Below are 25,483 nucleotides of genomic sequence, written 5' to 3' on the forward strand. Positions count from 1 at the left end.
CCACCATTCACAAAGTCAATAAGACCCTGACAGGCCAACGCTGAGCGGTACAGCTCCGGGGGTTTCTATAGACCCGGTCAATTTAGGTCCGCTCGAGCGCAAAGAGATCGAAGTTGCCGCGCAGCACGTCTTCGACTCTGCCGCTGCGAACACTGCCGTCTCCATTGCGAACCAGCGGGGTCGCTCCCCGCCGGTATCGCCGGACGATGTGCGTGGACCGTTTGGCCTTGTCGCCGAACGCTTCCGCAAGATCATGAGCGGTTTCGGCCTTGAACGCGTTGCCAAGCGGCAATGCGGCGACGAGAACTTGCGCCGTGACACGGCTGCCTCCGACCTCGCTTCTCTCGAGAATATGCAATCCGGCTTCGCGTGCGAGCGCCCGATAGGCTCCGAAGCCCGAGACGATCAACACCGAATTAGCGCCGCCCGGTCCAGGGCCGAGCTCCGTTGCATTCATGTTTCGATTACGTGCCCAGGCCCGGTACATTGTGCCGAGTTCGGCGCACCACGCGAATGCGGCCTCGCTTGCATCCATGTCCGTCACGAAGGCCGGCTCTACGACGAGTGCGACTTCCACCGGCGCCCGTTCGTCGAGATCCTTCAAACCTTCATTGACGAGGTGAATTTGCATCGCAAGCCGGGAGACGAGCTCCCGGAAGCTTTTTCCCCGCGCTCCAATCTGCCGTTCGAGACGTCCCGCAAGTGAAGTTGCCGTTTCGGTCGCGACCTCCAGGCGGTCCATCAATTCGAGCCGGACAAGTGTTTGCGCCCGATCCGCCCGCGACCAAAACTCGGGAGCGCCAATCTCGCTGGTCAATCGTGATTTCTCTGCCGCCCATTCGGCGGACTCAAGCCGGTCTGTAATTGGTTCGCGGGCAGCGGCCAGAACGGCGATTTCCTCGCGGTCGCCGGAGGGCGCGCGTATCATGTCGAACAGGCTCGATGGGGCACCGGCTCTCGTTTGCTCTTCAGCCGGTGTCGCGACGGCGCCATCGCCATCCGGATCGACGAAATCAGCGCGCAGCGCATTGCCGTCGCGGCGGACGAAAACGAACTGGTCGCCTTCGGGGAAACGCCGTTCGACGATCGTTTCGGCCAAAGGAGCGATGACAAAGTGATCGACTGCACGCTTCAGCGGCCGGGCACCCATCTCGGCGGAGAAGCCTTTCTCAAGCAGGAATTCGATCGCGCTTGCGTCCCACTCGACAGCCCAATCGCGATCTTTCAGGCCGCGCCGTTCAAAGATGCGAGCAAGCTCTTTCATCAAGATTCCCCGCATCAATTCGCGGGTAAGCGGCTTGAAGATGATGACCTTGTCGAGCCGGTTTTGAAACTCGGGACGGAACGTTTGCGAGATGGCCCTGTGGATCTGCTCATCCTTGAAGTCGGACGAGGACGGTCTGAAACCAATGCTTCCCGTTTCGCGATGCGTAGTCGCGCCGAGGTTCGAGGTCAGGATGATGATGCTGTGTCGGAAGTCCGCAGTCTGTCCGGTGGCATCGGTTAGCCGGCCCTCGTCGAAGACCTGGAGAAAAAGATCCCAGATCTGCGGATGCGCTTTCTCGAACTCGTCCAGCAGCACAACCGAGAACGGCTGCTTCCCGATACGCGCGACGAGCGTCTCGGCGTCTGCCGGAACATTACCTCCGCCGAGGATCTTCTGAGCGCCTTCGTAGGTCTGGTATTCGCTCATGTCGAGGCGGATCATGCGATCGGTCGAGCCGAAAAGGTAATCGGCGACAGTCTTCGCAAGCTCCGTCTTGCCGGTCCCCGTGGGGCCCGCGAACAGAAAGACACCGATCGGCTTCCCCGGATCGTTGAGGCCGGATTTGAGCATTGCGATGCGCTCGACCAGCGCGTTGACGGCCTCGGGCTGTCCAATGACCCGAGCCTGGAAGAACTCACGAACCTGATCGAGGCTCAGGCGTTCGGCGCCATCGAGGATCGAAAGCGGCAGACCAGTCATCTGCGAAAGTGTCTCGAGGACTTCCCGGCCACCGAGGGATTTGCTCTTCGCCTTCTCCGAGCGCGCGGCGGTCATTTTCATGAGGGAAAGGGCTGCCCCCGGAAGATGCATCGAGGTCAAGTATCTTTGCGCCGCATCGACGGACGTTCTGGCGAAGCTCGGTTCGATGGGTATTCGCGCCGACTGTTCCAGGCGTCTGGCAAGGATCTCCGCGAGCGCGATGGCATCAGCTTCATCCATGTCCTCCATGCGCACGATTTCGAGATGGCGCCTCAAGGCGGGCTTCAGCTGCTGCAGCTTCCTCGTCGCTGCAAGCGAGGCTTCGGCCCAGATCAGGACCCGTCCGGCCGACACCGCAGGAAGGATCTGATCGAGAATGCTCGCGCTCTGGCTCTGGTGCGCTCCGCTTAGCGCAAGGCCAAGAAGGTCCGGAACGTACCAGATCAATTTCTTGCTGATGTCGAGTTCCTGCAGTGCGTCTCGTATGCGCCCCTCGAGCTGGCCGATGTACATCTGCCCGGCTTGGAGATCGGCTCCGCTGGCTTGGAGCACGCGCCAGCCACTTGCTGCGATGCGCTCGGCCAGAAGCTTCAGGAACGATGTCTTTCCGACATGGGATTCGCCGCTGACCAGGAGGACGCGCAACGAGCCGCCCTCAAGCAACTGTTGCGCGGCGTCGAGCGCGTCCTTCCAAGCGTCAGCCTCAATGAGAAGTCCGTTCTCGGAGTTGTTCCAGAACCGGCCGATCGACTCCAGGAAGGGTGATTGCGCTTGCGATGACGAGCTTTCTGCCGTTGATGCCGGATTCTGCTGGACGGTGGGCGGGGCTATCTCTGCCCCGAGCCGGGCCGCGATCGGGTGACTGACCAGTGCCAGGAAATCCCTGATCTGCTCGCGCTTCCAGAGCGGCAAGGCCATGACGTCGGGCCCCGCGTCGGCAGGCGCGTCGTCGCCAAGAGCCGCAAAATGCTCGGCAAGCAGGTGGCGGAGGAGGACGTTGTCCGGCCACCAGTCGCGGAAGCCGACAAGGAACGCGCCCGTCGCGGGGCGGGGATCAGCTTTCCGGAGATACTGAAAGGCGAATGTCATCTGCCATACGGACAGGCCGTCGAAACGTGCTGGCACACGCGATGCGGATCCCCAAGCGTCTGGTCGTTGCGCCAGAGCAGCAAAGGCGGCGCATGACAGCGGCCAGTTCTGCCCGAAGGCGTAGTCGAAGAGCGTATCGATGGGCGTTTTTGGATCGACGAGAAGGACTACCGCGCTCTTGAAGTCTTCGTTCTCCGCGAGCTCATTGGTGTGAGCGGAATCGCGCGCAAAAGGTTCGAGCGTCTGGCTGATCTTGTGCAACTTGGTGCCGAGCCGTGGCTCGGGCGCGCTCTTTCCAAAATGCCGGAACTTCTTCAGATCAGCCCAGGTGCCGCCGCGCAGCCGGAAAACGATCATCCCTCCGATGATTGTCCAGAACAACAGTACAAGGATCTGATCCACCGAACTCTCCGAGCGCCCTGCTTTCGGGAAGAGAAAAAGCAGAACCGCCCGCACGGTTGTCAACTGGCCCGCGCACAATGGCGCGGCCTCCAAGAAGATGAGGCTTTTGAACCGAAAGGCTTAACCCTACCTGGTGAAGCTCAGATAGGATGCCAGTGCATCACGCTTGGGCGGCCAATCATACTATTATCTCAAGCGGAAGCTCGAGCAGGGGCCCGAGGGGCAAGGTATAGTCCGCTGCAGCGTTCACCGCCTTATGGACGACAGATCCGCACCCGCTCTGCTGTGCACGCGTGGCACGCTAAGCGCACGACTATTTCAGTGGGACACTCGCCGACAGAAATGCGAAGGCCGCGGGCTCATCAGATCGTGTATGCTGGAGCGTCTGACCGAGCTGATGTCGGGGCTTCTCATGGCAAACATTTTAACTGCGCTTGTCGGCGCCATCTTCGGCTATGCCGTGGTCTGGCTAGGTTTCACAATTCACGCTGGATCGTTCATCATAGACGGGCCATGGGCGAATGTTGTTTCCGCTGTCACGGGAGCTGTCGTGGCGTTGTTGATCAAATATGCCATCAGCAAAGAGTATGGGTGAGAAAGCGCGATCGAGCCCGAAGATGCATCAAAGCGCTAAATTGGCAGATGATGGCTTGGCCGCGTTAGGCGACGAAGTTTCAAGCGCCTGGGCGACCGATCGAACATCAGTGGATCTGTGCCGTCTTAGGCGTTGTAAATAACGTCGCCTGAGCGTCGCGTTTGACGCAATTCGCAATCGTTTGGAAATGTTGTCAAACAGCGCGCTGCGCATTAGAGCCCTCGCTATGCATGGCTTGGTGCCATCGCAAAAATTGATTTCAAGTTTGACTTGCTATGAACAGACGCCCCGAAATCGTGATGTTGTATCGCATTTCGTTTTTGCTCAGCCGCATCGCTTCAATGAACTTTTTCTTGAGAAGCTCGGCATAGGACGCGTGGTTGCGATTGTGTCTCACCGTCTGCACACCACCAAACAATATAATTTCTTGCAGCACTCGGAGCTGGTCGGGCTCTAATGTGAGCGACCCATTCCCATCTCGATCAATCATCTTGAACTTTCTTCTCCGCTCGCACTTCGAGCTTGGGAGAAATATCGGTTCTAAGAACTAGCTTTGATGCTAGGTGGCACAACGCTTTGGCTGTCTGCACCAATGGCAATTTCTAGATCTTTGGGATCGATGGTCAGCACTTGTCGCGCAACGCTGCCCAGTATTTTCGCCGGCATTTCTATTGTCGTGGCCAAACGCCTGTAAGCGACGAAGGATAAGCCTTCGATCAGTTCTTCGACAGTTTCGACTTCGTATGTCCCAGCATCAAATTTCTCATCGACACCCGCAAGTTCGAACGGGCGAGAGAACGTTATGGATTTGCGCGTGGTTCGGCCTAGCAAGCTAACCTCCCATTGCGTCGCTTCGTGTGATCCGCCGCCTCTAGCGCTGATGCCAGAGGCGACGGGCGACGGGAGTTAGAGCGCGCGGCCTTTGGCAAATGCATCGACGTCCTTTTCGGCCTGGGCCTTATCCAACTGGTACTTGGATTGAACCTGAGCCACGAGGTCGTCCTTGGATTTGAGCGCAGCTACGTCGGACGCACTGAACTTCGACCACTTTGCTGCGATTTCAGATCGCATGCCGATGGGGTGTGTTGCGTTTGCGATGTTCTCAGACATATCAAAACTCCTAAAAAATTCACAGAAAAAGAACGATTAGAACAAGAATTATCCAAACCATCCGAGAACATAGATGGGCCTTCCACTAGCATATAGCAAGAATAATCGTGCTTTTTATTGAAATAATTCATGCTGATGTATTCGCGAATACATAACGCATACATTTGAAATATACAGAAGTATAAAGCGGATTGAAATGTGAATACATAGAGGAACAACTTAATACTTGAAATTATACTTGGGGTTCAAGAGCTGGGGCTTCGGTCCGACAGGGCGATTTTGGTGTTCGCGGACACGCTAATCCCGATCAAGCCGGCCGCTGCGATGTCCGGTAAGTACGCACAAATGGCGTCACGGAGAGACGTTCAGGCGTTCTCCCAGCCGTTTGTCGACACGGACAGCAAGTCAACTCAACACCAGTGCGGAAGCCACACTAGGCCCGAAGCCGCGCAAGACGCGGTGTTCAACGGTGTAGTCGGGCGCAACTGCGTTATCGCACCGACGCTTGCTTGTCGGGCGACCATATCTGGGCGGATTCAGCATCCACCCGCTTAGGAAGGCCGCCTTGCTCGAAGAATACATCGGCAATTTTCTGCTCTTCCGCGAGACTCTCCAAAGTTACGGGGCGGACCTCGTAGCTCCGATGGCTGTTGGCAAGTGAGACGACACCCGAATCCAGCCCCCATGTGGGAGCCAACAGCTGCGCTGCCACTTCGGGATTTTTCCTCACCCATTCACCGGTCTTTTGAAGCTTGGCGAACACCAGCCTTAGGACATCGGGGCGGGAGGAAGCGAAGTTCGTCGACGCCAGATAGTACCGTCGATAGTTCGCTATGCCGGCTCCATCGGCTAGCACGCGGGCTTGCGTCTGCTTGAGCGTAGCCGAGACGTAGGGATCCCATGTCACCCAGGCATCCACTGCGCCCTTTTCAAACGCGGCGCGACCGTCTGCCGGCGTAAGGTAGGCGGGCTCAATATCGGAAAACTTCAAGCCTGCTTTCGATAGGGCCGCGATCAGGAGATAATGGCTGCCTGATGCCTTCGTAACGGCGACTTTCTTTCCTTTAAGCTCGGCCACCGAGTGGATCGGTGAGCTTTCCTGCACCAAAAGTGCCTGCGCCGCTGGTGATGGGGCTTCGCTTGCGAAGTACGTCAACTTCGCACCGGCAGCCTGCGCGAAAATCGGCACGGTGTCTGCAACATCACCTGATAGATCGACAGCCCCCACGTTCAGTGCTTCCAACAGGGGGAGGCCGCTCGAGAACTCCGACCATTTGACGGCGATGCCGAGTTCCGCAAGGCCCTTTTCGAGCTCGCCGTTACTCCGCAGGATCGCAATGAGCGTCGAAGATTTCTGATACCCGATCCTGACGGTTGAGGATTGATCTGCCGCTGATGAGACGCCCGCAGAGGTCGTGAGCGCGATGCCGAGCACGACCGCGCCTTGCAGCAGTTGACGACGATCCATGGTCATAGCCTTCTTGTTTGACAGCCCATGCTGCCGATCGTTTGAACTGGCTGGTGTTGTCGAGGCGCGATCGATCCATGGCCACCAATAAATTTGGAAAAGCTAATCTCTTTTTGTTGTTTGTTCCCAATCGGAGAGCCGTCCAAGATTGCAGCCAACGGTGGCCAGCGCGACGGAGAGGCGATCACTCTTCGGCGCATTTTGCGTTGGCCGCCATGGTTGGATGCAAGAACGACATCAGGAACAACGTGCGTGACAGTTACGCCCTCTTCGACTGCCAACATACTTTGGTTTCTTCCGACACACGGCGACGGCCGGTATCTCGGATCATCCTTCGGGGGGCGAGAAGTCGACCTGAGTTACCTGCGCCAGATTGCGGACGCGTCCGATAAGCTCGGCTATTATGGGGTGCTTCTGCCGACGGGCCGAAGCTGCGAGGACTCCTGGGTGATTGCGGCGGCGCTTCTGCCGCAGACGCGTGATCTTCGCTTTCTCGTCGCCGTGCGGCCCGGGCTGCTATCGCCGGCAGTCGCTGCGCGAATGACCGCGACGCTGGATCGTATTTCGGATGGACGACTTCTGATCAACGTCGTCACGGGCGGTGATCCCGTCGAAAACAAGGGCGACGGCGTCTTCCTTGCCCATGACGAACGATACGCAGTCACCAAGGAATTCCTCGATGTCTACAAGGCGCTTCTCGCAGGCGGCCGTGTTGATTACGAGGGCCGGCATATAAAGATAGAAGACGGTCGGTTGCTGTTTCCACCGCTGCAGACGCCGCACCCGCCATTGTATTTCGGCGGCTCGTCGGAGGCCGGCATTGCCGTTGCGGCCGAGACGATCGACAAGTACCTCACGTGGGGTGAACCGCCTGCGGAAGTCGCAAAGAAAATCAATGCGGCGCAGAGAGCGGCGCATGCCAAAGGCCGCAGCTTTTCTTTTGGTATCCGTCTTCACGTGATCGTTCGTGAAACCAACGATGAAGCTTGGCGCGCTGCGAACGACCTCCTGAAACACGTGGATGACGAGACTCTGGCTTCCGCGCAGAAGACCTTCGAACGCATGGATTCTATCGGCCAGAAGCGCATGCTAGCGTTGCACGGCGGCGGGCGCGAGAAACTGGAAGTCAGTCCAAATCTCTGGGCCGGAGTCGGCCTCGTTCGCGGCGGAGCTGGAACCGCCCTCGTGGGCGATCCGGAAACGGTCGCCGAGCGCATCAAGGAGTACATGCGGATCGGCATCGATACCTTTATCTTCTCGGGCTACCCGCATCTGGAAGAAGCCTATCGGTTTTCCGAGTTGGTATTTCCGCTTTTGCCGCTTGCGCCAACGATGCGAACAACTCGCAAGAGACGCGGACCCGTTGGGGAGACGATTGCCAATGACTTCTCGCCGGCAGAACGTCAGCGAGGGCAATCCTGATGCGCTTCGGGCAGTTGCCGTTCCGGCAAGCGGCTGCGCAGGTCGTCCCGTGGTTTGTGCCGCTCGCAGTCCTGGTCATATGGGAACTTTGCGCACGTTTGGGCTTCATAGAGGCACGCACATTGGCTGCTCCCAGCCAAGTCGCGGTTGCATTCTGGGCCAGCGCGAAGAGCGGCGAACTTGGACGCAACGTCGTAATCAGTTTCGAGCGGGCGATGCTTGGTCTGGCGATAGGTGGCGGTCTCGGATTTCTTCTTGGCGTTCTTACGGGCGTTTCGCGCATCGCGGAATTGCTGCTCGACTCGGGCTTGCAGATGCTTCGTAACGTGCCGCATCTTGCCATCATCCCGATGGTCATCCTTTGGTTCGGCATTGACGAGACCGCGAAGATCTTCCTTGTGGCGGTAGGGACCTTCTTTCCCATTTACCTCAATACCTATCACGGCATGCGCACGATCGACCGCGGGTTGATCGAAATGGCGGAAGTGAACGGCCTGGGAAAGTTCGCAATTTTCCGGCGAGTGCTTCTGCCAGGCGCGATGCCTTCAGTTCTTATCGGTTTGCGCTATGCGCTAGGCATCATGTGGTTGACGCTCATCGTTGCAGAAACGATCTCGGCGTCATCGGGCATCGGATACATGACAATGAATGCGCGCGAATTTCTCCAGACGGACATCGTGGTTCTCGGCGTTCTGATCTATGCGCTTCTCGGGAAAGCGGCAGACGCCACCACAAAACTGATCGAACATCGGGTGCTCGCTTGGCATCCCGCCTATCACGCCTCGGCCTCTACAAATTGAGAGAGCGGGCTGCGGAGCAGACATCATGTTGCAACGAGTTCAGAGTGTCCACGGCGCGTTTGTCTCACAGCCCGTCGACCGTCTTGAAGCGGGATCGACGCGCTCGCACTTGGACGAGCGCCGGCGAAAAGGCGAAAGGCTCGTACTTGAGGATCTGCATCTTTCCTTTGGCACAAGGCAGGTCCTGCGAGGTTTGAATCTCGAAGTGCCGGCAGGACAGTTTCTTGCGATCGTCGGTCGCTCTGGCGTCGGAAAGTCTACGTTGATGCGCCTGATCGTTGGACTCGACCGTCCGACAAAGGGTCGAGTGTCCATTGGAGGTGCCGCAGTCGAAGGGGTTCAGCGCACAGTCAAGCTGCTCTTCCAGGACGCTCGTCTTCTGCCTTGGCAAACAGTGTTGAGCAACGTTGGCATCGCCCGCACCCCCGGCTGGCGCGACAAGGCATTGGAAGCACTCCGCGACGTTGGTCTTGCCGATCGCTCCAACGACTGGCCCGCTGTTCTATCTGGTGGACAACGCCAGCGCGTCGCGCTGGCGCGTGTGCTCGTCGGAGAACCGGGCGTCCTGCTTCTTGACGAACCCTTCGGTGCTCTCGATGCGCTCACGCGATCAGAAATGCACGGGCTACTGGAGAAACTATGGTTCCGCGACGGATTTACGACCGTGCTGATCACTCACGATGTCGCTGAAGCTGTCGCGCTTGCCGATAGGGTTGTGGTGATGAACGAGGGGAGGGTGACCTTCGACGTGGACATCACCGTGGAAAGGCCGCGCCGCAGGAGCGACGTGCAATTATCGGCGCTACAGGATCGAATTCTTCAGGGAGTCTAGCGATCCGGTGAAGGTGCCGGCCTCATCAAAGCGCCGTTGGAGAGGCACGAGCGTACGCTTCAGCATGTGAAGTTCTCGGCTATTCTGCGACGCTATTGTCCGAAGCTCGAATAACGTCTTCAGTGACCGACGGATTGCAGTGCTCGATGAAGCGGTAAGCGTATCTCCGGAGCAGACGCCCACGCCGGATCGCGATGCTCGAGGTGCTCGGCCTGAACAGGTCGTCTGCGCTGAGCTTGACGAGCTTGCGGTCATATTCGCGATCATATGCAACTGAGGCAATGATGCCGACGCCCATTTCCAGTTCCGCGTATGCCTTGATGACGTCCGCATCGAGAGCAGTAATGGAAATGTCGGGTGTCAAACCCGCCGCCTCGAAGGCCTCATCGATGCGGCGACGACCGGTCAACCCATCATCGTAAGTAATGAGCGGCCACTCGGCGATAGCGGCGAGCGTCAAAGGCTTTTCTTTGGTCAATGCGTGGCCGCGCGGAACGACAATGGCATGGTCCCATGTGTGGTAGGGAAATGCGAGGATACCGGTATGATCTTCCAGAGTATCGGTTGCGATTGCGATGTCCGCGTCGCCCTCCAGCAGTATGCCGGGTAAATCCTTGGGGCTCGCCTGCTGAAGATTGAGTCTCACCTTGGGAAAGGCTGTTTTGAACCTCGCGATCACCGGCGGCAGCGTGTAGCGCGCCTGCGTGTGAGTGGTCGCGACTCTCAGAACGCCGTCCTCGCCTTCGGCAAAGTCCGCGACAACTCGCGAGAGGTTATCGGCATCGACGAGCATTCTCTCGACGATCTTGAACACTTCTTTCCCGGGCTCCGTCAGGCCAAGAAGACGCTTGCCGTGCCGCACAAAAATCTCGACCCCGAGTTCTTCTTCCAGGTCCCGGATATGCTTGCTGACGCCTGATTGAGACGTGAAAAGCACGTTAGCTGCTTCGGTTAGATTGAAGCGGTGCCGCACGGTCTCGCGAATAATGCGCAGCTGTTGAAAGTTCATGCCTGTGTAGGCCCTCAGCTTCTCGGCGGACAGTCCGGGATGTTTGCAGATTATCCGTCTTTGCAGAGGCCGGAATGAATATATTTTGCTTTGCTTATAACAAATGCTGATTACGAACGTGCCCCACGCATTAGCTTCGGTACAAGTTGAGCGATCTGAAGCGCCTATCGTAAGCCGGCATCGATGCCTCTCGCTTTCAACCGAAGAACTTCATAAAGGCCGCTAGCGTCTCTTCCGGCGCCTCTTCCGGTAGGAAGTGTCCGCAATCGAATGCTTCGCCGTGGACAAGCGCTGTAGATTTCTCGCGCCAGCACGCAACCACGTCGAACTGGCGCCCAACCGTTCCGCGACCACCCCACAACACGAGCATAGGCGATGAAATTCGGCGCGATGCTAGGTCGTCGGAGCGATCGTGCTCAAGATCGATAGTGGCCGCCGCGCGATAATCCTCGCAGGCCGCGTGGATGGCACCCGGCCTGGTGAATGCGGAAATGTAAGCACCCATCGCCTCCTCGCTGATCGCGCCCTCGCGCTTGCACCAGCTGCTCAAGGTTCTGCGCAAATAATATTCGGCCTCCGCGCCAATGAGGCGTTCAGGCATATCAAAGGGCTGAATGAGAAAGAACCAATGATAGTAGGCTTCGGCAAAGGCGCGGTTCGTGTTCGCGTACATGGTTGCCGTAGGCGCGATATCGAGGACCGCGAGCCGAAGAACCCGGTCGGAATGATCAAGGGCAAGGCGGTGAGCGACCCGGCCCCCTCTGTCGTGTCCAGCAAGATAAAATCGTTCGAAGCCAAGCGAGGCCATCGCCCGAACCTGATCATCGGCCATGGACCTCTTTGAATAGGTGACATGGGCTGGCCCATCGGCAGGCTTGCTCGATGCGCCATAGCCTCTGAGATCGGTGACGACGACGGTGAAATGTTCTGCCAGAGGTTCGGCTATCTTGTGCCAGCAGACGTGCGTTTGCGGATAGCCATGTAGCAAAAGAAGCGGCGGCCCGGACCCTTTCACCCGCGAAAAAATTTGCATACCGCCACCGACATCGATCAGATCCGAGCTAAATCCTTCAAACAAAGACAGCTCCTCGGTGATCTTGCTGCAGTTTCCGGTAGCTAACCGCAATGGTTACAGGCTCGCTTGTGATGTCGGGCAATGCTAGTTTGATTTCACGCGAAAGTCTCTGCTCACGAGCTATCTTCCCAGGCCATATGAGCGGAGCGCGTACGCGCTGCACAACGATTTAGCGTAGGTGTTCGCCCATGGACGCGCGACGGATTGAGCTCCTTCAGCAGATGGCGATTTTTGGCGGTGTCCGAAGTGACGTTTTGGAATTTCTATTGGGGTGCTGCCAAATTGTTCGGGTGGACGAAGACGACTATTTCTTTCGCGAGCACCAGAACGGCGAGTCGATGTTCGTTCTCGAAAGCGGGACCGTCGCGGTGGCCAAGCAACACAATGGGCGGGACTATGTGCTGGGTACGTTGAAGGCTGGCGACTGCTTCGGCGAGATGGCGGTCATTGATCACTGTTCGCGCAGCGCGTCCGTATATGCGTTAGAGGCAAGTGCTGCCATCGAAATTACAGCCTCAAATCTCTATCGCCTCTATGCGCATGACCTGAAGCAGTTTGCGCTCATCCAGATGAACATGGGCCGCGAGGTCTGCAGACGGCTTCGGCAGGCAAACGAAATGCTTTTCAATCAGCGAACAGAATTTCTGCCCGAAAGCGGGGAAGGGACTGCGGATCGCGCCTGGGTCTGAACCCTTTGAAGCAAATGGCCTCGGCGGCCAAAGCCACCTGCAGGTGAGGGGTCGTTTACGAATATTGCGAAAGTCTGAAACGCTGAGGAAACTCAGACTTACTGCAGTTTTCGCTGTTCAAACAGCGACGGGGCAATGATGTGGTAAGCATTGATCTTCAGTATGCGTAGCGATTTGCCGGCTTGATGAGCCTGCATCAGGGCCTGGCTTCGGCTGCTTGGTGCTTGCTAAGCCGCGCGCGGAGATTATCAGTTCGGAAACGCTCTACGACGATGTCATACAAAGCCACCTTGGGCTCACATCATGACCTCCGGGCAGCGACGCGACTGATCCTCGGCATGGCCGCGATCATCTTCGTGACAGAAGGGCTAATCATGGTCCTTTTGGCTAACGTCGATTTTTCGAATTATCCGTTGATCGAGGCCGCCATTGACGCCGGTTCGCTGACGGCGATTGCGGCGCCTCTATCCTATTTCATCTTGCTGAAACCCTTCATCTTGCGGACGGCAGCTGCGGAAGCTGCACTATCGAGTGCCTTGGAGACGAGTCGAGCGCGAGAAAAAGAGCTTACCGCGGCCCTGGCGGACGCGGAGCTACAGAAGAGAGTCTTGGATCAGCATTGCTCGTATACGAAAACGGATACCCGCGGCCGCATCATCTATACGAATGACCAATTCATTCGAATGAGCGGGTATTCCCGCGAGGAAATCATTGGGCGGACCCATGGCATCGTGAATTCCGGCACGCATCCCAAAGCGTTCTGGGCCAACATGATTGAAACCTTGAAGCGCGATGGCGTCTGGCAAGGCGAAGTTTGTAATCGGAAAAAGGACGGCTCGCTATACTGGGTGCAAGCGACCAACGTTGCCGAGAAGAACGCTGAAGGAAAGTTGACGGGATATTTCAGCGTTCGCTCCGACATCACGCCAACAAAGCTGCGTGAGGAAGAACTCGGGAAAGCGCAAACCGAGCTTCGCCGCGCCATTGAGATTGCCGAAGCGGCCAGCCGCGCCAAGTCGGGCTTTCTTTCCACCATGAGCCACGAGATGCGCACACCGTTGAATGGCGTGCTCGGCGCGCTCCAACTGCTCGATCAAGAGGGATTGACGGAAAGGCAGAAGGACCTCGTCGAGCGTGCGAAGGAGTCGAGTGAAGCGCTCCTGGTACATATCAACGACGTCTTGGATTTCTCGAAGCTCGAGGCTGACAAGCTTGATCTAGATCCGCAAGCGTTCGATTTGGTCGCGCTTCTGAATTCCGTAAGCCACATTGTCGAGCCGCAAACGCAAAAGGCTGGAAACACAATTCGATTGATTCTCGACGAGGGCTTACCCAAGCGCTTGTCTGGTGATGCGATAAGACTGAAGCAGGTACTGCTCAACCTCGTCTCGAACGCTGCGAAATTCACCCGTAAAGGCGAAATCAGCGTGTCCGTCGCACGGATCGGCGGCGATGACGCACGTCCCTTGCTCGAATTTGCAGTGCGCGACACTGGGATAGGAATTCCCGAGGAACGCCTGAACGACCTGTTCCGCGAGTTCTCGATGGTCGACTCCTCGTACACGCGGCGCACCGGCGGAACGGGGCTCGGCCTCGCGATTTCCAAACGGCTGATTGAGATGATGGGCGGCGAGATCGGGGTCAGCAGCCAAGCTGGAGTCGGCAGTCGGTTCTGGTTTCGCTTGTCTCTGCCGTGCGCGAATGGCGAGGACCACGAGACCAGCGAAGTCGAGACGACTTCCGCTGAGCCGGTTGGCAGGTTCGCCATTCTGCTCGTCGACGACAACCGCACGAACCGGTTCGTAACGAGCCAGCTTCTTCTCTCGGCCGGCCATTCGGTGGTGTTGGCATCGAGCGGCAAGGAGGCAGTCGATTTGGCCGACCGGAGCAAGTACGACGCGATCTTCATGGATATATCGATGCCCGATATGGATGGGCTTGAAGCGACCCGCATGATCCGATCGCTATCGCGCTACAACGCGGACACTCCGATCGTCGCGTTGACGGCTCACGCCGTCGTCGGCGACAGAGAGCGTTTCCTCGCCCGCGGGATGAATGGCTACTTGGCGAAGCCCGTCAGGCTTCGCGACATTGCCCGAACGCTTGCGCAGATTGAGGTTGGCCGGGCGACGCCTCAGGGCACGGCGCAAGTCCTAAAGTCCGAAACCGCGAGCCCGGTATCCGTGGGATAGGGCATCGCCATCTCGTCGCGGCCGCGGGCGGGGCCTGGCGAAGTTTTGACTACAATCAAGTCGATCAACGGCTTTAAGCGCCATCCTGCAGTCATCGAACTCCTCGTTAAAGTCTAAGGAGAAAGCAAATGACGCATAAGGTGTTGTGCGCGGTCGACGATACCGAGCATTCAAAAAGTGCAGTTGCTCAAGCCGCTGAACTCGCCAAGGCGACTGGCTCGGAGCTGACGATCCTCGCCGTCAACCTGCCCGTCGGCGGCGAGGGAAGAGGCGGCATCAAGATCTACTCCTGGGAAGATGCCGATGCCAATCGCGTGCTGAGCGATGCCGCCGCGGTAGCGAAGAAAGCAGGCGTTTCGGGAGCCAAGACAATTACGGTCAAGGGGCGCGATGCGGCTCGCTCGATTGTCGTTTACGCTGAAGACAATGGCATCGATCACATCGTCGTTGGCACCGGCGGCAAGGGCGCCATAACCCGCTTCATGTTGGGTTCGGTGTCGAGTGACGTTGTCGCCCGCGCGCACTGCCCCGTAACGATTGCTAGGTAGCCGAACGCGGAATGCTGCAGGGACAACTTGGCGCTCGATAAGGGGCGCCGAGACCCGCGGCGCAAACGTGCTTTACTGAGCATTCAATTCAATGAGATCCGGAACCGCAGTGCCGCCGGGGCCGATCTCTGCAGCCGCCGATTGGCAGCTCATCTGGATCATGATGCGGCACGGGTTCGGGTCGAGAGGGCGTGAGCAGTTTTTCACTTTCTGCCAAGCCTCATAGATCTTAGCGCTCTGATCATTGAACGCCTTAAGATCGTCGCCTTGATAATTCGCCTTCAACCCCTCAGCTGCTTTACCGACGCGAAAACCAGGACACGTCTCAGCAGCCCCCTGCGCCTGAGCGTACCGGGCTCCCGCATCGCGCGCACTCATGAGAGGGGCCTGCGCGCTCGCAGGCAAACAGCTCAAAACCATAGCAAAAAACGCAAATCGTATTGCTTTAAGCATGGCTGCCCCACGTCCATCGACCTAGCCAACCTACGAGGGATAGCTGGGATTGGATCACGGCCAACGCATTGGCCGGGGGGCGTCGCTTTAGATTCCCGTGAGCTTTTGTACAAGACGCGCCAGAAAACCATTGTAACGGGCCGGACCCTCGGAAGCGATCAGGCAAATGCAATCGCCGCCTGGCGCGGCGACAGGCGAGTGCTCGATGCCTTCATCCATCTCCAGGACGTCGCCGACCCCATAGGATCCGAACGCGTCATTGAAAGCCCCCTGAAGCACGAGCGTCAACTCGGAGCCGCTATGGCCGTGATCTGGAAGCTGGAGCCCGGGCGCGACCCTGATGAACCGCAGCGATGCTTTGGAGTGTTCCGATAACGATACGGTATGAAACCACACGCCCGGTGCCAGGCGCCGCCATTTTATGCGATCAAGGCGCGGACCGACGGCCGCTCTCAACGGCTCAGGGACGTCGCCGTGCTCCACATGCTGGGCGCCGCCTGTTGCGGCCACGGGAGCGCTTCCTGGCAGCGCCGGAGCGGTCCCCACCGTCTCGGGAGGCATTTCTTCCAGCAGCGTCGCGCCGACCTTATCGAAAACCGCCAACTCATGACGGCAGCGCGGGCACATCGCCATGTGACTGGCCATCACAGCCGCGAGCGCTTCCGGCATGCTGCCCGCAGCGCAGCTCAGCAAGTTCTCCGGTGCCGGATGGAATTTGATAGTCATTCGTCCGGATCCCCGACGGCAGTGCGAAGTTTCAAATAGGCCAAGCGAATCCGCGATTTGATCGTGCCTACCGGAAGCTGCAACCGCTCGGCAATAGCTCGATGGGGCAGGCCCTCGATAAAGGACAGAACCACCACCTCGCGCTGCTCCTTTGGCAACCCATCTAGGGCTTGCTTTATTTTCTGGCGTTCCTGCTCGCTCGAGATTGCCTCATCAGCGGCGATCTCTGAGCTTGCCTGCTCCACGTAAGTATCGGGCAACTCGACCCATGTCTTTTCCTTACGTAGCTGGTCGATCCTTAGATTACGTGCGATCGCAAAAATCCAGGTGGTGACCGAACCCTTGTCCAGGGAATATAGCGAGGCTTTCCGCCATACGTTCAGCATGGTTTCTTGGGCAAGCTCTTCCGCGGTTGCGGCGTCTGTGCCTTGCCGCATCATGAACGCTTTTACGATCGGACCAAATTTTTCGAAAAGCGCGCGATACGCTTGTGGATCATTATTGGCAGCGATCCGTTCCAGCTTCTCGCGATCTGACATCGTCTTTCAAATCTTGGGCGGCACCCGAGGCGGGCTTTGCGCAGCACTTAACAGCTTTCTAGCGCCTTGTAATGTAAATCGCGCCGCCTCGGGCGACTAGAGGCAGGCACCAGACCTTGCGAAAGTGGATAATCGATTAGCCGGCGCTCGCGCGCGATGGCTGACAAGTCGTGATCCGCCAATCACCTCCGCTCGTATTTGGGGTCACGCTGGCTCGAGAAATCGGGCAGGTGTGTCACTGTCAACTTGCGGGGCTTGTCTTGCCACGGTCCCGCATTTTTTCTCTCCTGCTTCCAAGGAAATGAAAGTCCCGCGTAGGTGATCCTGCAAGCTGGCCGCTCCGTATTGATGGGAAAAAACGGAGCAGAAGATGTTCGCGATTTACTTGTCCGCCTGCCTTCTCCGCGATCCGAGCGTATGCCGGGAATTCAAGATCGACAGCGGGGACGATAGCAGCTCGATGGCATGCCTGATGCAAGCGCCTCTTCAGTTCGGCTTCTGGGCCAAGGAGCATCCGGGCTGGCAAATCGCCCGTTGGCGTTGCGGCGCGTCCAGCGAGAACAAGATTTGAGTTCTGCGACCACGTTGACGCAGATTGAGCTAAGAATATTGTAAAGGAACGCACGAGGCGGAGCTGAGTTGAGCTCCGTCTCGCTCCGTTGATATCCAGAAAATGCAGATTGCGACATGCTGAAACAGGCCGAGGCTCCCGGCATCGCCTATCGATTAGATTATGATAACAACATAGTCGGTGTCCATTTTCCCGGTTCGTATGGATGCGCAGAAGATCTCGAAGCTAGGCGCGCCGTTGGTACGAATCTTCTGTGGCACGTTAGCGGCCTCGCGACAGCGACCTATGTGAAGTCCATGTTGGACGGCGCTCGACGAGGAAAGCGAATTAAATTGCCATACCGTTGCGACGCGCCTGGCCGGCGTCGTCGCTGGGTCATGGAAGCAAGCTTGATTTCCGGCGACGGCTTGCTGCTGACGCATAGTCTAATAGAGGACAGAGCGCTCACATCCCGACTGCAATTCAGAGCCGCTGATAGCTTCGTGCAGGCGATCCCCCGATGCAGCATCTGCAATCAGGTATTCTGGGGAGCGGGCTGGGAAGACCTAGATGAAAATGAAGAAAGCCATGTCAAAGGCGTGGTGAAAGATGGCGGCATATTGGACGTAGTCTATGAGATTTGCCCTAGCTGCCGCACGCTCTCCCAGATCGATTGGATGGTCAGTTAGATCGTTCTCTTTCAATTCGTCGCCTGCTGAAGAGAATTTAGTTCGTCGCCGGCGGGCGTATCCCCATCCGTATTGTTGGCCAAGAAGACCCCAACGATAACATCCCAGTTCTGCAGAAAAGCGTCGACGCACGCCGGATCGAACTGCGAACCGCTGCCCGCGATAATCGCGTCCCGCGCTTCTTCCAAGGACCATGCGCGCTTGTAGGGCCTCTTCGATGTGAGCGCATCGAAGACGTCGGCGACCGCAACGATCCGCGCAGTGAGCGGAATGTCTTCTCCCTTAAGCTTGCGCGGATAACCGGTGCCGTCCCATCGCTCGTGATGAGCAGCGGCTATCTCACTTGCCATCTCGATGAGCCCGCAAGTGCTTCCCGAGAGGATGGCTTCTCCGATGAGGGTGTGTTTCTCGATCTCTATCCGCTCCTCAGGATCAAGCGGTCCTGGCTTTAGCAGTACCAGATCGCTGATGCCGATCTTCCCCACATCGTGCAAAGGTGCTGCGCGATAAATTAAATCGCAAAGAGCATTGTCGAGATTGAGCCCATGCGCGACGACCGATGAATAAAGGGCCATCCGCAGGATATGCGAGCCCGTATCGCCGTCGCGATACTCCGCAGCGCGAGCCAGCCGAAGGATGATTTCTGCTTCACGATCGCTGATGACGCGTGTGGCCTTTTCGATCTCGTCAGCCAGCCAACTCGCCTTGTCGGAAATTTTCTTCTGAGCTTCTCGCAATTTCAAAAGGTTCTTTAGGCGCGCCTTGACTTCTATTGGATCGATGGGGCGACGTAAGAAGTCGGTCGAGCCCGCTTCTAGCGCTCTGTGTCTGACCACCGATTCCTCATTCGCCGTGATCATGACGATGGGAATATCTCGACCCCATGCCTCCATTCTGAGGGCTGCTGTGAGTTCGATGCCGTTCATGCCCGGCATCATGTAATCGACGATCGCGAGATCGGGTTGGATGTTCCCGCCCTCGACGAGCGCCTTGACCGGATCGTTGAATGAAAACGGTTCCGCACCGGCGACCCGCACAAGCGCGTTCATCATGGCGACGTTGGTGGAGCTGTCGTCCACGATCAGAACCTTCATGACCGGTCCTTCGGCTGCCGCCGTCGTCGGCGCTCGTCTTTTGGTTTGAGGGGGCAAATCGGTATTCAAAGGCTTATCCGTTTCTTTTTGATTTGCGTCACGCTGCGCTGTCAACTTAGGCGGCTTTCTCTCTGGCGACGCCATCAAGATAATCGGCGAAAGCCTTTTCCGTCCGGAGCAGCATGTCTTCGAATGCCAAGCTGCCGCTTAAAGCATCCGACATGTTTTCCTCGGCGCACAGGCGCTCGATACTTCTCGCCAGTTCCCGCAGTTGACGCGCGCCGGCGCTGGCACTCGCGCCAGCGATCGCATGACTAAGGCGCGATAGCTCCCGCGCATCGGCATTTGCGCGCGCAACCGTCAATTCGGCGAGCCGATCATGCATTTCCTCGACGAATTCGCATACGATCATCCGGACTGTGTCTGGCGTGGTCGCGAGCAAAAGATCGGAAAGCGATGCGAGATCGAGCAAGTCGCCTTGGTCGTCGCGGGGCTCGCTCTTGGCTGTGAGTCCCTCAGCCTGCGCCTTGGCCGGCAGTGACTTGAGCACATCCTCTATGCCGCCGACGCGCAATGGCTTCGTCAGGTAATCGTTCATGCCCGCAGCCAAGAATTTTTCGCGATCGCCAGCGATTGCGTTGGCGGTCAGCGCCACGATAGGGACGTCGCTGTAGGGAGGAGCCAACGTCCGTATCTGACGCGTAGCTTCCAGGCCGTCGAGCTCCGGCATCGATATGTCCATGAAGATGATGTCGTATAAGGTTGCGCTGGCAGCTTCGACAGCTTCGCGCCCATTGTTCGCCGTATGGACGCGATGACCCGCAGCTTCCAAGAGCCGCTTGCCGACGATGCGATTGGTCACGTTGTCATCGACGAGCAGGATGAGCCGCTTTTCCACGGGACCCGACATGCGCCGCCCCGTGGATGTTTTCTTGACCTCGCCTTCGTTCGCGCGAGGCAAAGTCAGCTTGAACCAGAATGTGCTGCCTTCGCCTTCCTTGCTGAATACGCCGATCGTGCCACCCATAGCCTCTATGAGCCGCTTGGAGATCGCGAGCCCGAGCCCTGTCCCTCCGCTGTTGCGCGTGTAGGTGGAGTCAAGCATCGAGAATTCTTGGAACAGGTCTTTCAACCGTTCTTCCGAAATGCCGATGCCGCTGTCGACGACCTGAACTTCCATGGTGGGCGACTCTTCGCTTCCACCTGCTCGTAGCACCCGGATCTTGACCGAGCCCTGGCGTGTGAACTTGTTGGCGTTCGAAACGAGATTGAGAAGGACCTGGCGGACGCGCACCGCGTCTCCGCGAACGAACTTTGGAAGTTCGCCGACCATCTCTGATCCGAGATGGTTATCTCGCGCCTCCGCTTGAGGGGTGACGATATCCAAGACGCTGCCGACGAGCTTACCGAGATCGAAAGCCTCAGAAGACAGCCTCAGCCGGCCAGCCTCCATCTTGGAGAAGTCGAGAACGTCGTTGATGTGGACGAGCAATGCTTCGCTCGATTCCGTGGCGATCTCGACCGCTTCCGCTTGTTCCAGGCTAAGGCTCGTTCTGCGGAGGATTTCGAGAGCCCCGATGACCCCGTTCAAGGGCGTCCGCATCTCGTGGCTCATTGTCGAAAGAAAGCGCGACTTCGTGGTGATTGCCACGTTCGCGGCGTTAATGGCTTCCTCGAGCTGCGTCTGACGGCCCACTTGGGTCGTGATGTCGCCGAGCGTGATGACGCTGCCCCCGCTGGCGAGCTTATGACAGCGCCATTCGACAATCCGTCCGCTCGGTCGCCGCAACTGGCAATTTTCAGGGAAGCTTTTCTGAGCGTCATCGCTGGTATCTAATGATTCCGGCAGCTCAGCGCCGGTCCGAAGGTTTTTCAGGAAGATGGCAACTTCTCGCTTGGAGGCAACCTCCAGGATTTCTTCGGCCCGCGCGTTGACCACCGCTAACTCGTTGTTGGCTTGCACCATGATGACGCCCTGATCGATATTGGCGAGTGTCACCTCGAGTTCCTTCGTGCGCTCTGCGACCCTGCGTTCCAGCGTCTCGTTGAGCGACGACAACGCGTTGAGGCTGCGTTTCAGAATTGCCGCGCCTTGTCGTCCTCGGCGGACAGCAAGGAATGCGATGCCGGCGAATAGAGCCAGAGCCACCGCAACGGCAATCGAAACCTGCGCGGCGAATTTGCCGCTGGCATCCGCTTTTGACCAAACCAGCGTGCCGACCGGCGTGCCATTGGCGGCGCGAACAACGAGTTCGTCACGGCCGGATTTATTGACCTCGGTCCAGTGAAGATCTTGGAATCCGAAGCGACGGCCGAGTTCGCTCACCTCATCGGACAGGAGGTAGTCCACGGCAACGAGAAGGAACGGCCGAGCTGCAATCTGGCCTGGCTGGGCTGCGTCGGGCACGATTGTTTCCACGATCACAAGTGCCGGCCGATTTCCTATTCGCCTCACGTCTGAGACGATGCGGTGCTCTGCGATCTGGCCTTTGCCCAGGTCGAATGCCGTGGTCGCTGGGTGGCTGTCGTGAGCAACGCGACTGTTCCGGGACCTGAGAGTTGCGACCAAATCGTCTATCGGGCGCCACTTCGCGTCGAACGAGCTAGGCTCCGAACGTTGACCATCTTGAAACGCAAAGACCGGCTTGTTGCCATCGTCCAGAACGTAGATTTCGTCATAGTCCAACAGATTGCTGAGGTAGGCACCGTAAAAGGAATTCATCCAATCGAGGTTCAGAGAACGGGAGTTGACATATGCGTCGCTCCACACCGTTTCCATCTTGAGCTCTCGGGCTCGTGAATCACCCAACAGTCGAAATACGCCGGAAATTGCTTCCGCATCTTCCGTCCGGGAATGCTGGCGCGAGTAGGACAAGCCAGCAAAAAAGGTCCCCACCACGACGATAACCGCCGCGGCAAGACTTACGAATATTGGAATTTCGACAGAGTTCTGAAGGAACTTCTGCGCCTGACGGTGCGGCATAGCGAGTATTAACCTCCCGCTATGCACCGTAGTTGAATTCGATTAAGCACCGGATAATTCGGTATACTGAACGTCGCTACAAAGCTTAATCGGACCTTGTACTTCTGGCGTAAATCAGAATGGCTCTCGTACTTTATGACGAGTGGGCCGGCACGACGGCATCCAGGGCCAACAGCTCAATCATCGAGCTGTCGCTTGGTACGACAGCGCGAATGAAGGCTTTTGAACTCGCGGATGCCACTTCCGGAGTCGCTTGCGTGTCGGAAGGAGATATCGAAAGGATATCGGAAACACCGTCCACCAAAATGCCGACCACCTGATCGAGCACCTCAACGACCACGATGGCATGTCGCAAAGTTGGTTCGGTTGACGGAAATCCGAGGCGCGCTGCCAGATCGATGATCGGCAGGACCACACCTCTAAGGTTTATAATTCCTGAAACGAAGTTCGGCGCGTGGGGAAGGGGGGTGGGACTGGTCCACCCCCGGATTTCCCGAACCGACATGACGTCGATACCAAACGTTTGATCGCGCAGCTTGATGGCTAAGACTTCAGCGGAACTTCCGTTCGCTCTTTCGGCGAGTTGCATGTCATTTATCCTTGTTTGTTGTTCGGAAGGCGCGTCTTAAAACTCTTCCCAATCCGCCTTTTCGCCGCCCGATGCAGCTTTCAACTTTGGTTGCGCTGGCTTGCTCGCCCGCAGGGGCTTTGGCGCGATCTTTCGGCTCATGTGATCAGCGGTATGTCGCAGCGCCGAAGTGCCGTGCTGCGTCAGGGCGAAGCTATTCACAATCCTCTGCAACTCGTCAGTTTGTTGACCAAGCGTATGGCAGGCCGCAGTCGTCTCTTCGACCATCGCGGCGTTCTGCTGTGTCGTCTGGTCAAGCTCCGCGATGGCGACATTGACTTGAGCCAGGCCCGTGGCCTGCTCCTCGGCGGCGTGGGCAATCGACAGGATCATTTCGTTGATGCTCATCACATGTGAAATGATCTGCTCCAATGTCCGACCGCTATCGGATACGAAGTGAACGCCATGCTCGACCTGCTCGCTCGAACGGGAAATGAGCGTCTTGATTTGCTTAGCGGCCTCAGCGGATCGTTGCGCGAGGGCGCGAACCTCAGAGGCGACAACCGCAAATCCTCGTCCCGCATCTCCTGCGCGCGCGGCTTCGACACCCGCATTGAGCGCCAAAAGGTTGGTCTGGAATGCGATTTCGTCGATAACGCCGATGATTTTCGCGATTTCCTTGGACGAGTTCTCGATCTCGGCCATCGCATCGACAGCCTGGCGTACGACGTCGCGACTTGTTTCGGCTGCGCTCTTGGCGCTGCTAACCGTATCGCGAGCATGTGCCGACTCTTGCGCGGTCTTTTTTACCGTCGTTGTGATCTCCTCGAGGGAGGCCGCGGTTTCTTCAAGACTTGCAGCCTGCTGCTCCGTCCGTCTCGACAGATCGTCAGCCGCGGAGGAGATTTCCTGCGTGCCAGACACCATTCCTCCAGTGCCGGCGACCACTTGCTGCATGGCTGTCTCGACTTGCTCTATCGCGGCGTTGAATTCCGTCTGTAGCTCGCGATAAGCCGGCGGCAAATCCTCGTTTATTCTCGAGGTTAAATCTTTGTTGGCGACCCTGGCGATAGCCGCGCCCATTGCGGTCAGAACGGCTGTGCGTTCACGGTTGGCCGCCTCTTCTTCGCTTTGGCGCAAGGCTTCGCGCTTCGCTTCTTCCGCCCGGACGCGCTCCGCTTCTTGTGCCGCTTCACGCTCCAGCTTTCGGCGCGCCTCTTCAGCAGCTTCGACATACATCGAAATGGAAAGATCCATGTCGAGCATCATCGCTTTGATGAGTGCACTTAGGCTCGCTGAGACCTGCCCGGGCCCGATTTTCGGGCGCCCCAACATCGAGTTCTTCGGCCACATCTCGGTAACGATACTATTGATCAGATGCTCGACGACGATCGCGTAACCGCCGATGTACCACCGAGGCTCAAGCCCTATGCGCGCATGCGTTTGCCCCACCTTGCGGACGTTGGCGACGTAACGCTGGTCGAAGTTTCCGGCGCTGATCGATTTCCAATGATCGACCTGGGAGCCTTTCGCAGAATCCATGTGCTTCTGGGAATTGAAGAACTTCCGCGTCTCGGGGGTCTTCTGGATCGTTTTGTAAAACAGATCGAGCGCGACCGGAAGTTCACGGTCCAAAATGGCCTTGATGCTTCGAATGCTTGCGCACGCGTCATCGTCGAGTTCAATGAATGCAAGCCGGTCTTGAATATTCTGTTGTTGTTGGGCGTCGTTCTTCATCTTCAATCCTTGTGGCGCTCAGTGAGCAACGTCGCGAACTGAAGACTAATCGCGCAGCGAATCCTCCGAATTCCAAAGTCACGTCAAGATTTCTCTATGTCGCGTCGCGCGTGGCGGGCAATATGTGAACCTGATCCAGATACATTCCACATGTAATATTTCCCGGACGTTGCAAAAAGGAATCGGACTAGCGGCCATTATAGATCCGCATCGTCACTGATTTGTATGGTTTGATTTGCAGATCGCCGCGGTCAAATTGATTGCAATCAATGCTTCACATCCTATTGCGATGAGGTTGCGAGTCGGCCTCCGGTTTCCCTCGCCGGAGGATCTCTGGGTAAGCTCGCGCCACCCCCGTCGCGAGCACACGCCTTGGAGCGACCGAGGCAAACACCCAGAGAAAAGCGGCATCAGGTCATCTCGGCCTGGTGCCGCACGCGCATAGACGCCGCGAGTCTCCGCGTTCTTCAGAAGTGCAGCGTCGAACCAACCACTGGACCTTGCTGCAGCACGTCGTATTCGTACTTCGAGGTGCCGGAGCCTTGCGAGTAATCGACCGACAGCGCTCGGTACCCCACGTAGCCGTCCAGCGCATGTCCGTAGAGCATGCAGATGTGCCAATTGTAGGTGGCGAGAACTTGCCAGGAGAAATCGCTTCCGACTCCAAATCCCCCGAAGTCGGCGCGAAGAACGAGATCTTCTCCAGGCGCTATGTGATTGCGCACGCGGAAGCCCACGAATGGGTCGGCCCAATCGACCGATCCTGACTTTGCAAACCACCGGCCGTTTTGGAATTCAAGTCCGGATGTGTTCACCGAGGTGACGGTGGTGGCAGAGACGTCCGAGTCCTGATGCCAGTAGCGAACGCCGCCGAGAAGGTCGAACGCGCTTGATCCGGAAGCGACCGGATTGCGGCCTGACCAAATCTCGTAGGCACCGCCGGCCTC

General features: G+C 57.6%; 22 protein-coding genes and 1 pseudogene. 9 read left to right on the forward strand and 14 right to left on the reverse strand.

The window, feature by feature from the left end:
• Window positions 1–82: 82 nt before the first annotated feature.
• Entirely contained in the window at window positions 83–3,457 is a 3,375-nt protein-coding gene (locus tag EKK30_RS15770) for an AAA family ATPase (protein WP_290986498.1), read from the reverse strand.
• A gap of 412 nt (window positions 3,458–3,869) precedes the next feature.
• On the opposite strand from EKK30_RS15770, the gene EKK30_RS15775 reads away from it, so the two are divergent.
• Window positions 3,870–4,052, forward strand: a complete 183-nt coding sequence (locus tag EKK30_RS15775) for a hypothetical protein (protein WP_290986499.1) — start codon at window positions 3,870–3,872, stop codon at window positions 4,050–4,052.
• 540 nt (window positions 4,053–4,592) lie between these two features.
• On the opposite strand, the gene EKK30_RS15780 is transcribed toward EKK30_RS15775, so the two are convergent.
• The 3 genes from EKK30_RS15780 to EKK30_RS15790 form a co-directional block, all read right to left on the reverse strand.
• A complete protein-coding gene (locus tag EKK30_RS15780) occupies window positions 4,593–4,883 on the reverse strand; it encodes a hypothetical protein (RefSeq protein ID WP_290986500.1) in 291 nt (96 codons plus the stop codon).
• Window positions 4,884–4,958: 75 nt separating this feature from the next.
• Window positions 4,959–5,162, reverse strand: a complete 204-nt coding sequence (locus EKK30_RS15785) for a hypothetical protein (RefSeq protein ID WP_290986501.1) — start codon at window positions 5,160–5,162, stop codon at window positions 4,959–4,961.
• A gap of 490 nt (window positions 5,163–5,652) precedes the next feature.
• Window positions 5,653–6,630: an aliphatic sulfonate ABC transporter substrate-binding protein gene (locus tag EKK30_RS15790; protein WP_290986503.1), complete on the reverse strand. Its 978-nt coding sequence runs from the start codon at window positions 6,628–6,630 to the stop codon at window positions 5,653–5,655.
• A gap of 252 nt (window positions 6,631–6,882) precedes the next feature.
• On the opposite strand from EKK30_RS15790, the gene ssuD reads away from it, so the two are divergent.
• The 3 genes from ssuD to EKK30_RS15805 are packed head-to-tail and all read left to right on the forward strand — an operon-like array spanning window position 6,883 to window position 9,684.
• Window positions 6,883–8,052 (forward strand): FMNH2-dependent alkanesulfonate monooxygenase, encoded by a 1,170-nt coding sequence (gene ssuD, locus EKK30_RS15795; protein WP_290986504.1) that lies wholly within the window; start codon window positions 6,883–6,885, stop codon window positions 8,050–8,052.
• Window positions 8,052–8,852 (forward strand): aliphatic sulfonate ABC transporter permease SsuC, encoded by an 801-nt coding sequence (ssuC, locus tag EKK30_RS15800; protein ID WP_290986505.1) that lies wholly within the window; start codon window positions 8,052–8,054, stop codon window positions 8,850–8,852. The genes ssuD and ssuC overlap by 1 nt, the downstream gene beginning before the upstream one ends.
• A gap of 25 nt (window positions 8,853–8,877) precedes the next feature.
• Window positions 8,878–9,684 (forward strand): ATP-binding cassette domain-containing protein, encoded by an 807-nt coding sequence (locus EKK30_RS15805; protein WP_366927352.1) that lies wholly within the window; start codon window positions 8,878–8,880, stop codon window positions 9,682–9,684.
• Between the two features lie 79 nt (window positions 9,685–9,763).
• On the opposite strand, the gene EKK30_RS15810 is transcribed toward EKK30_RS15805, so the two are convergent.
• The gene (locus EKK30_RS15810; protein WP_290986506.1) at window positions 9,764–10,693 is read right to left on the reverse strand and encodes a CysB family HTH-type transcriptional regulator; all 930 of its coding nucleotides are present in this window, start codon (window positions 10,691–10,693) and stop codon (window positions 9,764–9,766) included.
• A 196-nt stretch (window positions 10,694–10,889) separates the two neighbouring features.
• Complete coding sequence (locus tag EKK30_RS15815; protein ID WP_290986507.1) at window positions 10,890–11,771, reverse strand: alpha/beta hydrolase; 882 nt, start codon at window positions 11,769–11,771, stop codon at window positions 10,890–10,892.
• Window positions 11,772–11,956: 185 nt separating this feature from the next.
• Between EKK30_RS15815 and EKK30_RS15820 the strand changes: the two genes are divergently transcribed.
• The 3 genes from EKK30_RS15820 to EKK30_RS15830 all read left to right on the forward strand — a co-directional run bounded on the left by EKK30_RS15820 (window position 11,957) and on the right by EKK30_RS15830 (window position 15,197).
• Window positions 11,957–12,457 carry a Crp/Fnr family transcriptional regulator gene (locus EKK30_RS15820; RefSeq protein WP_290986508.1) on the forward strand — a complete coding sequence of 167 codons (501 nt, stop codon included), beginning with the start codon at window positions 11,957–11,959 and terminating at the stop codon, window positions 12,455–12,457.
• 272 nt (window positions 12,458–12,729) lie between these two features.
• Entirely contained in the window at window positions 12,730–14,649 is a 1,920-nt protein-coding gene (locus EKK30_RS15825; RefSeq protein WP_290986509.1) for a PAS domain-containing hybrid sensor histidine kinase/response regulator, read from the forward strand.
• Window positions 14,650–14,777: 128 nt separating this feature from the next.
• The gene (locus EKK30_RS15830) at window positions 14,778–15,197 is read left to right on the forward strand and encodes a universal stress protein (RefSeq protein WP_290986510.1); all 420 of its coding nucleotides are present in this window, start codon (window positions 14,778–14,780) and stop codon (window positions 15,195–15,197) included.
• Window positions 15,198–15,269: 72 nt separating this feature from the next.
• Here the strand turns inward: EKK30_RS15830 and EKK30_RS15835 are convergent, their stop codons facing one another.
• The 3 genes from EKK30_RS15835 to EKK30_RS15845 form a co-directional block, all read right to left on the reverse strand.
• Entirely contained in the window at window positions 15,270–15,575 is a 306-nt protein-coding gene (locus EKK30_RS15835; protein ID WP_290986511.1) for a hypothetical protein, read from the reverse strand.
• A 162-nt stretch (window positions 15,576–15,737) separates the two neighbouring features.
• Complete coding sequence (locus tag EKK30_RS15840; RefSeq protein ID WP_290986512.1) at window positions 15,738–16,376, reverse strand: ChrR family anti-sigma-E factor; 639 nt, start codon at window positions 16,374–16,376, stop codon at window positions 15,738–15,740.
• On the reverse strand, window positions 16,373–16,915 hold the full coding sequence (locus EKK30_RS15845; RefSeq protein WP_290986513.1) for a sigma-70 family RNA polymerase sigma factor: 543 nt from the start codon (window positions 16,913–16,915) through the stop codon (window positions 16,373–16,375). Before EKK30_RS15845 ends, EKK30_RS15840 begins: the two co-directional genes overlap by 4 nt.
• A 370-nt stretch (window positions 16,916–17,285) precedes the next feature.
• Between EKK30_RS15845 and EKK30_RS15850 the strand changes: the two genes are divergently transcribed.
• On the forward strand, window positions 17,286–17,486 hold the full coding sequence (locus EKK30_RS15850; RefSeq protein ID WP_290986514.1) for a hypothetical protein: 201 nt from the start codon (window positions 17,286–17,288) through the stop codon (window positions 17,484–17,486).
• A 116-nt stretch (window positions 17,487–17,602) separates the two neighbouring features.
• The gene (locus tag EKK30_RS15855) at window positions 17,603–18,154 is read left to right on the forward strand and encodes a hypothetical protein (protein WP_290986516.1); all 552 of its coding nucleotides are present in this window, start codon (window positions 17,603–17,605) and stop codon (window positions 18,152–18,154) included.
• Window positions 18,155–18,165: 11 nt separating this feature from the next.
• Here EKK30_RS15855 and EKK30_RS15860 read toward each other — a convergent pair whose 3' ends face one another.
• The 5 genes and pseudogenes from EKK30_RS15860 to EKK30_RS15880 all read right to left on the reverse strand — a co-directional run.
• Complete coding sequence (locus EKK30_RS15860) at window positions 18,166–19,248, reverse strand: HD domain-containing phosphohydrolase (RefSeq protein WP_290986517.1); 1,083 nt, start codon at window positions 19,246–19,248, stop codon at window positions 18,166–18,168.
• Window positions 19,249–19,363: 115 nt separating this feature from the next.
• Window positions 19,364–22,231 carry an ATP-binding protein gene (locus EKK30_RS15865; protein ID WP_290986519.1) on the reverse strand — a complete coding sequence of 956 codons (2,868 nt, stop codon included), beginning with the start codon at window positions 22,229–22,231 and terminating at the stop codon, window positions 19,364–19,366.
• A gap of 133 nt (window positions 22,232–22,364) precedes the next feature.
• On the reverse strand, window positions 22,365–22,820 hold the full coding sequence (locus tag EKK30_RS15870; RefSeq protein ID WP_290986520.1) for a chemotaxis protein CheW: 456 nt from the start codon (window positions 22,818–22,820) through the stop codon (window positions 22,365–22,367).
• Between the two features lie 36 nt (window positions 22,821–22,856).
• Window positions 22,857–24,536 (reverse strand): methyl-accepting chemotaxis protein, encoded by a 1,680-nt coding sequence (locus tag EKK30_RS15875; RefSeq protein ID WP_290986521.1) that lies wholly within the window; start codon window positions 24,534–24,536, stop codon window positions 22,857–22,859.
• A gap of 467 nt (window positions 24,537–25,003) precedes the next feature.
• Window positions 25,004–25,483: pseudogene (locus tag EKK30_RS15880) on the reverse strand (hypothetical protein); the annotation flags it as partial.

It is taken from the genome of Hyphomicrobium sp. (genome assembly GCF_003987855.1).
Taxonomy (GTDB): Bacteria; Pseudomonadota; Alphaproteobacteria; order Rhizobiales; family Hyphomicrobiaceae; genus Hyphomicrobium_B.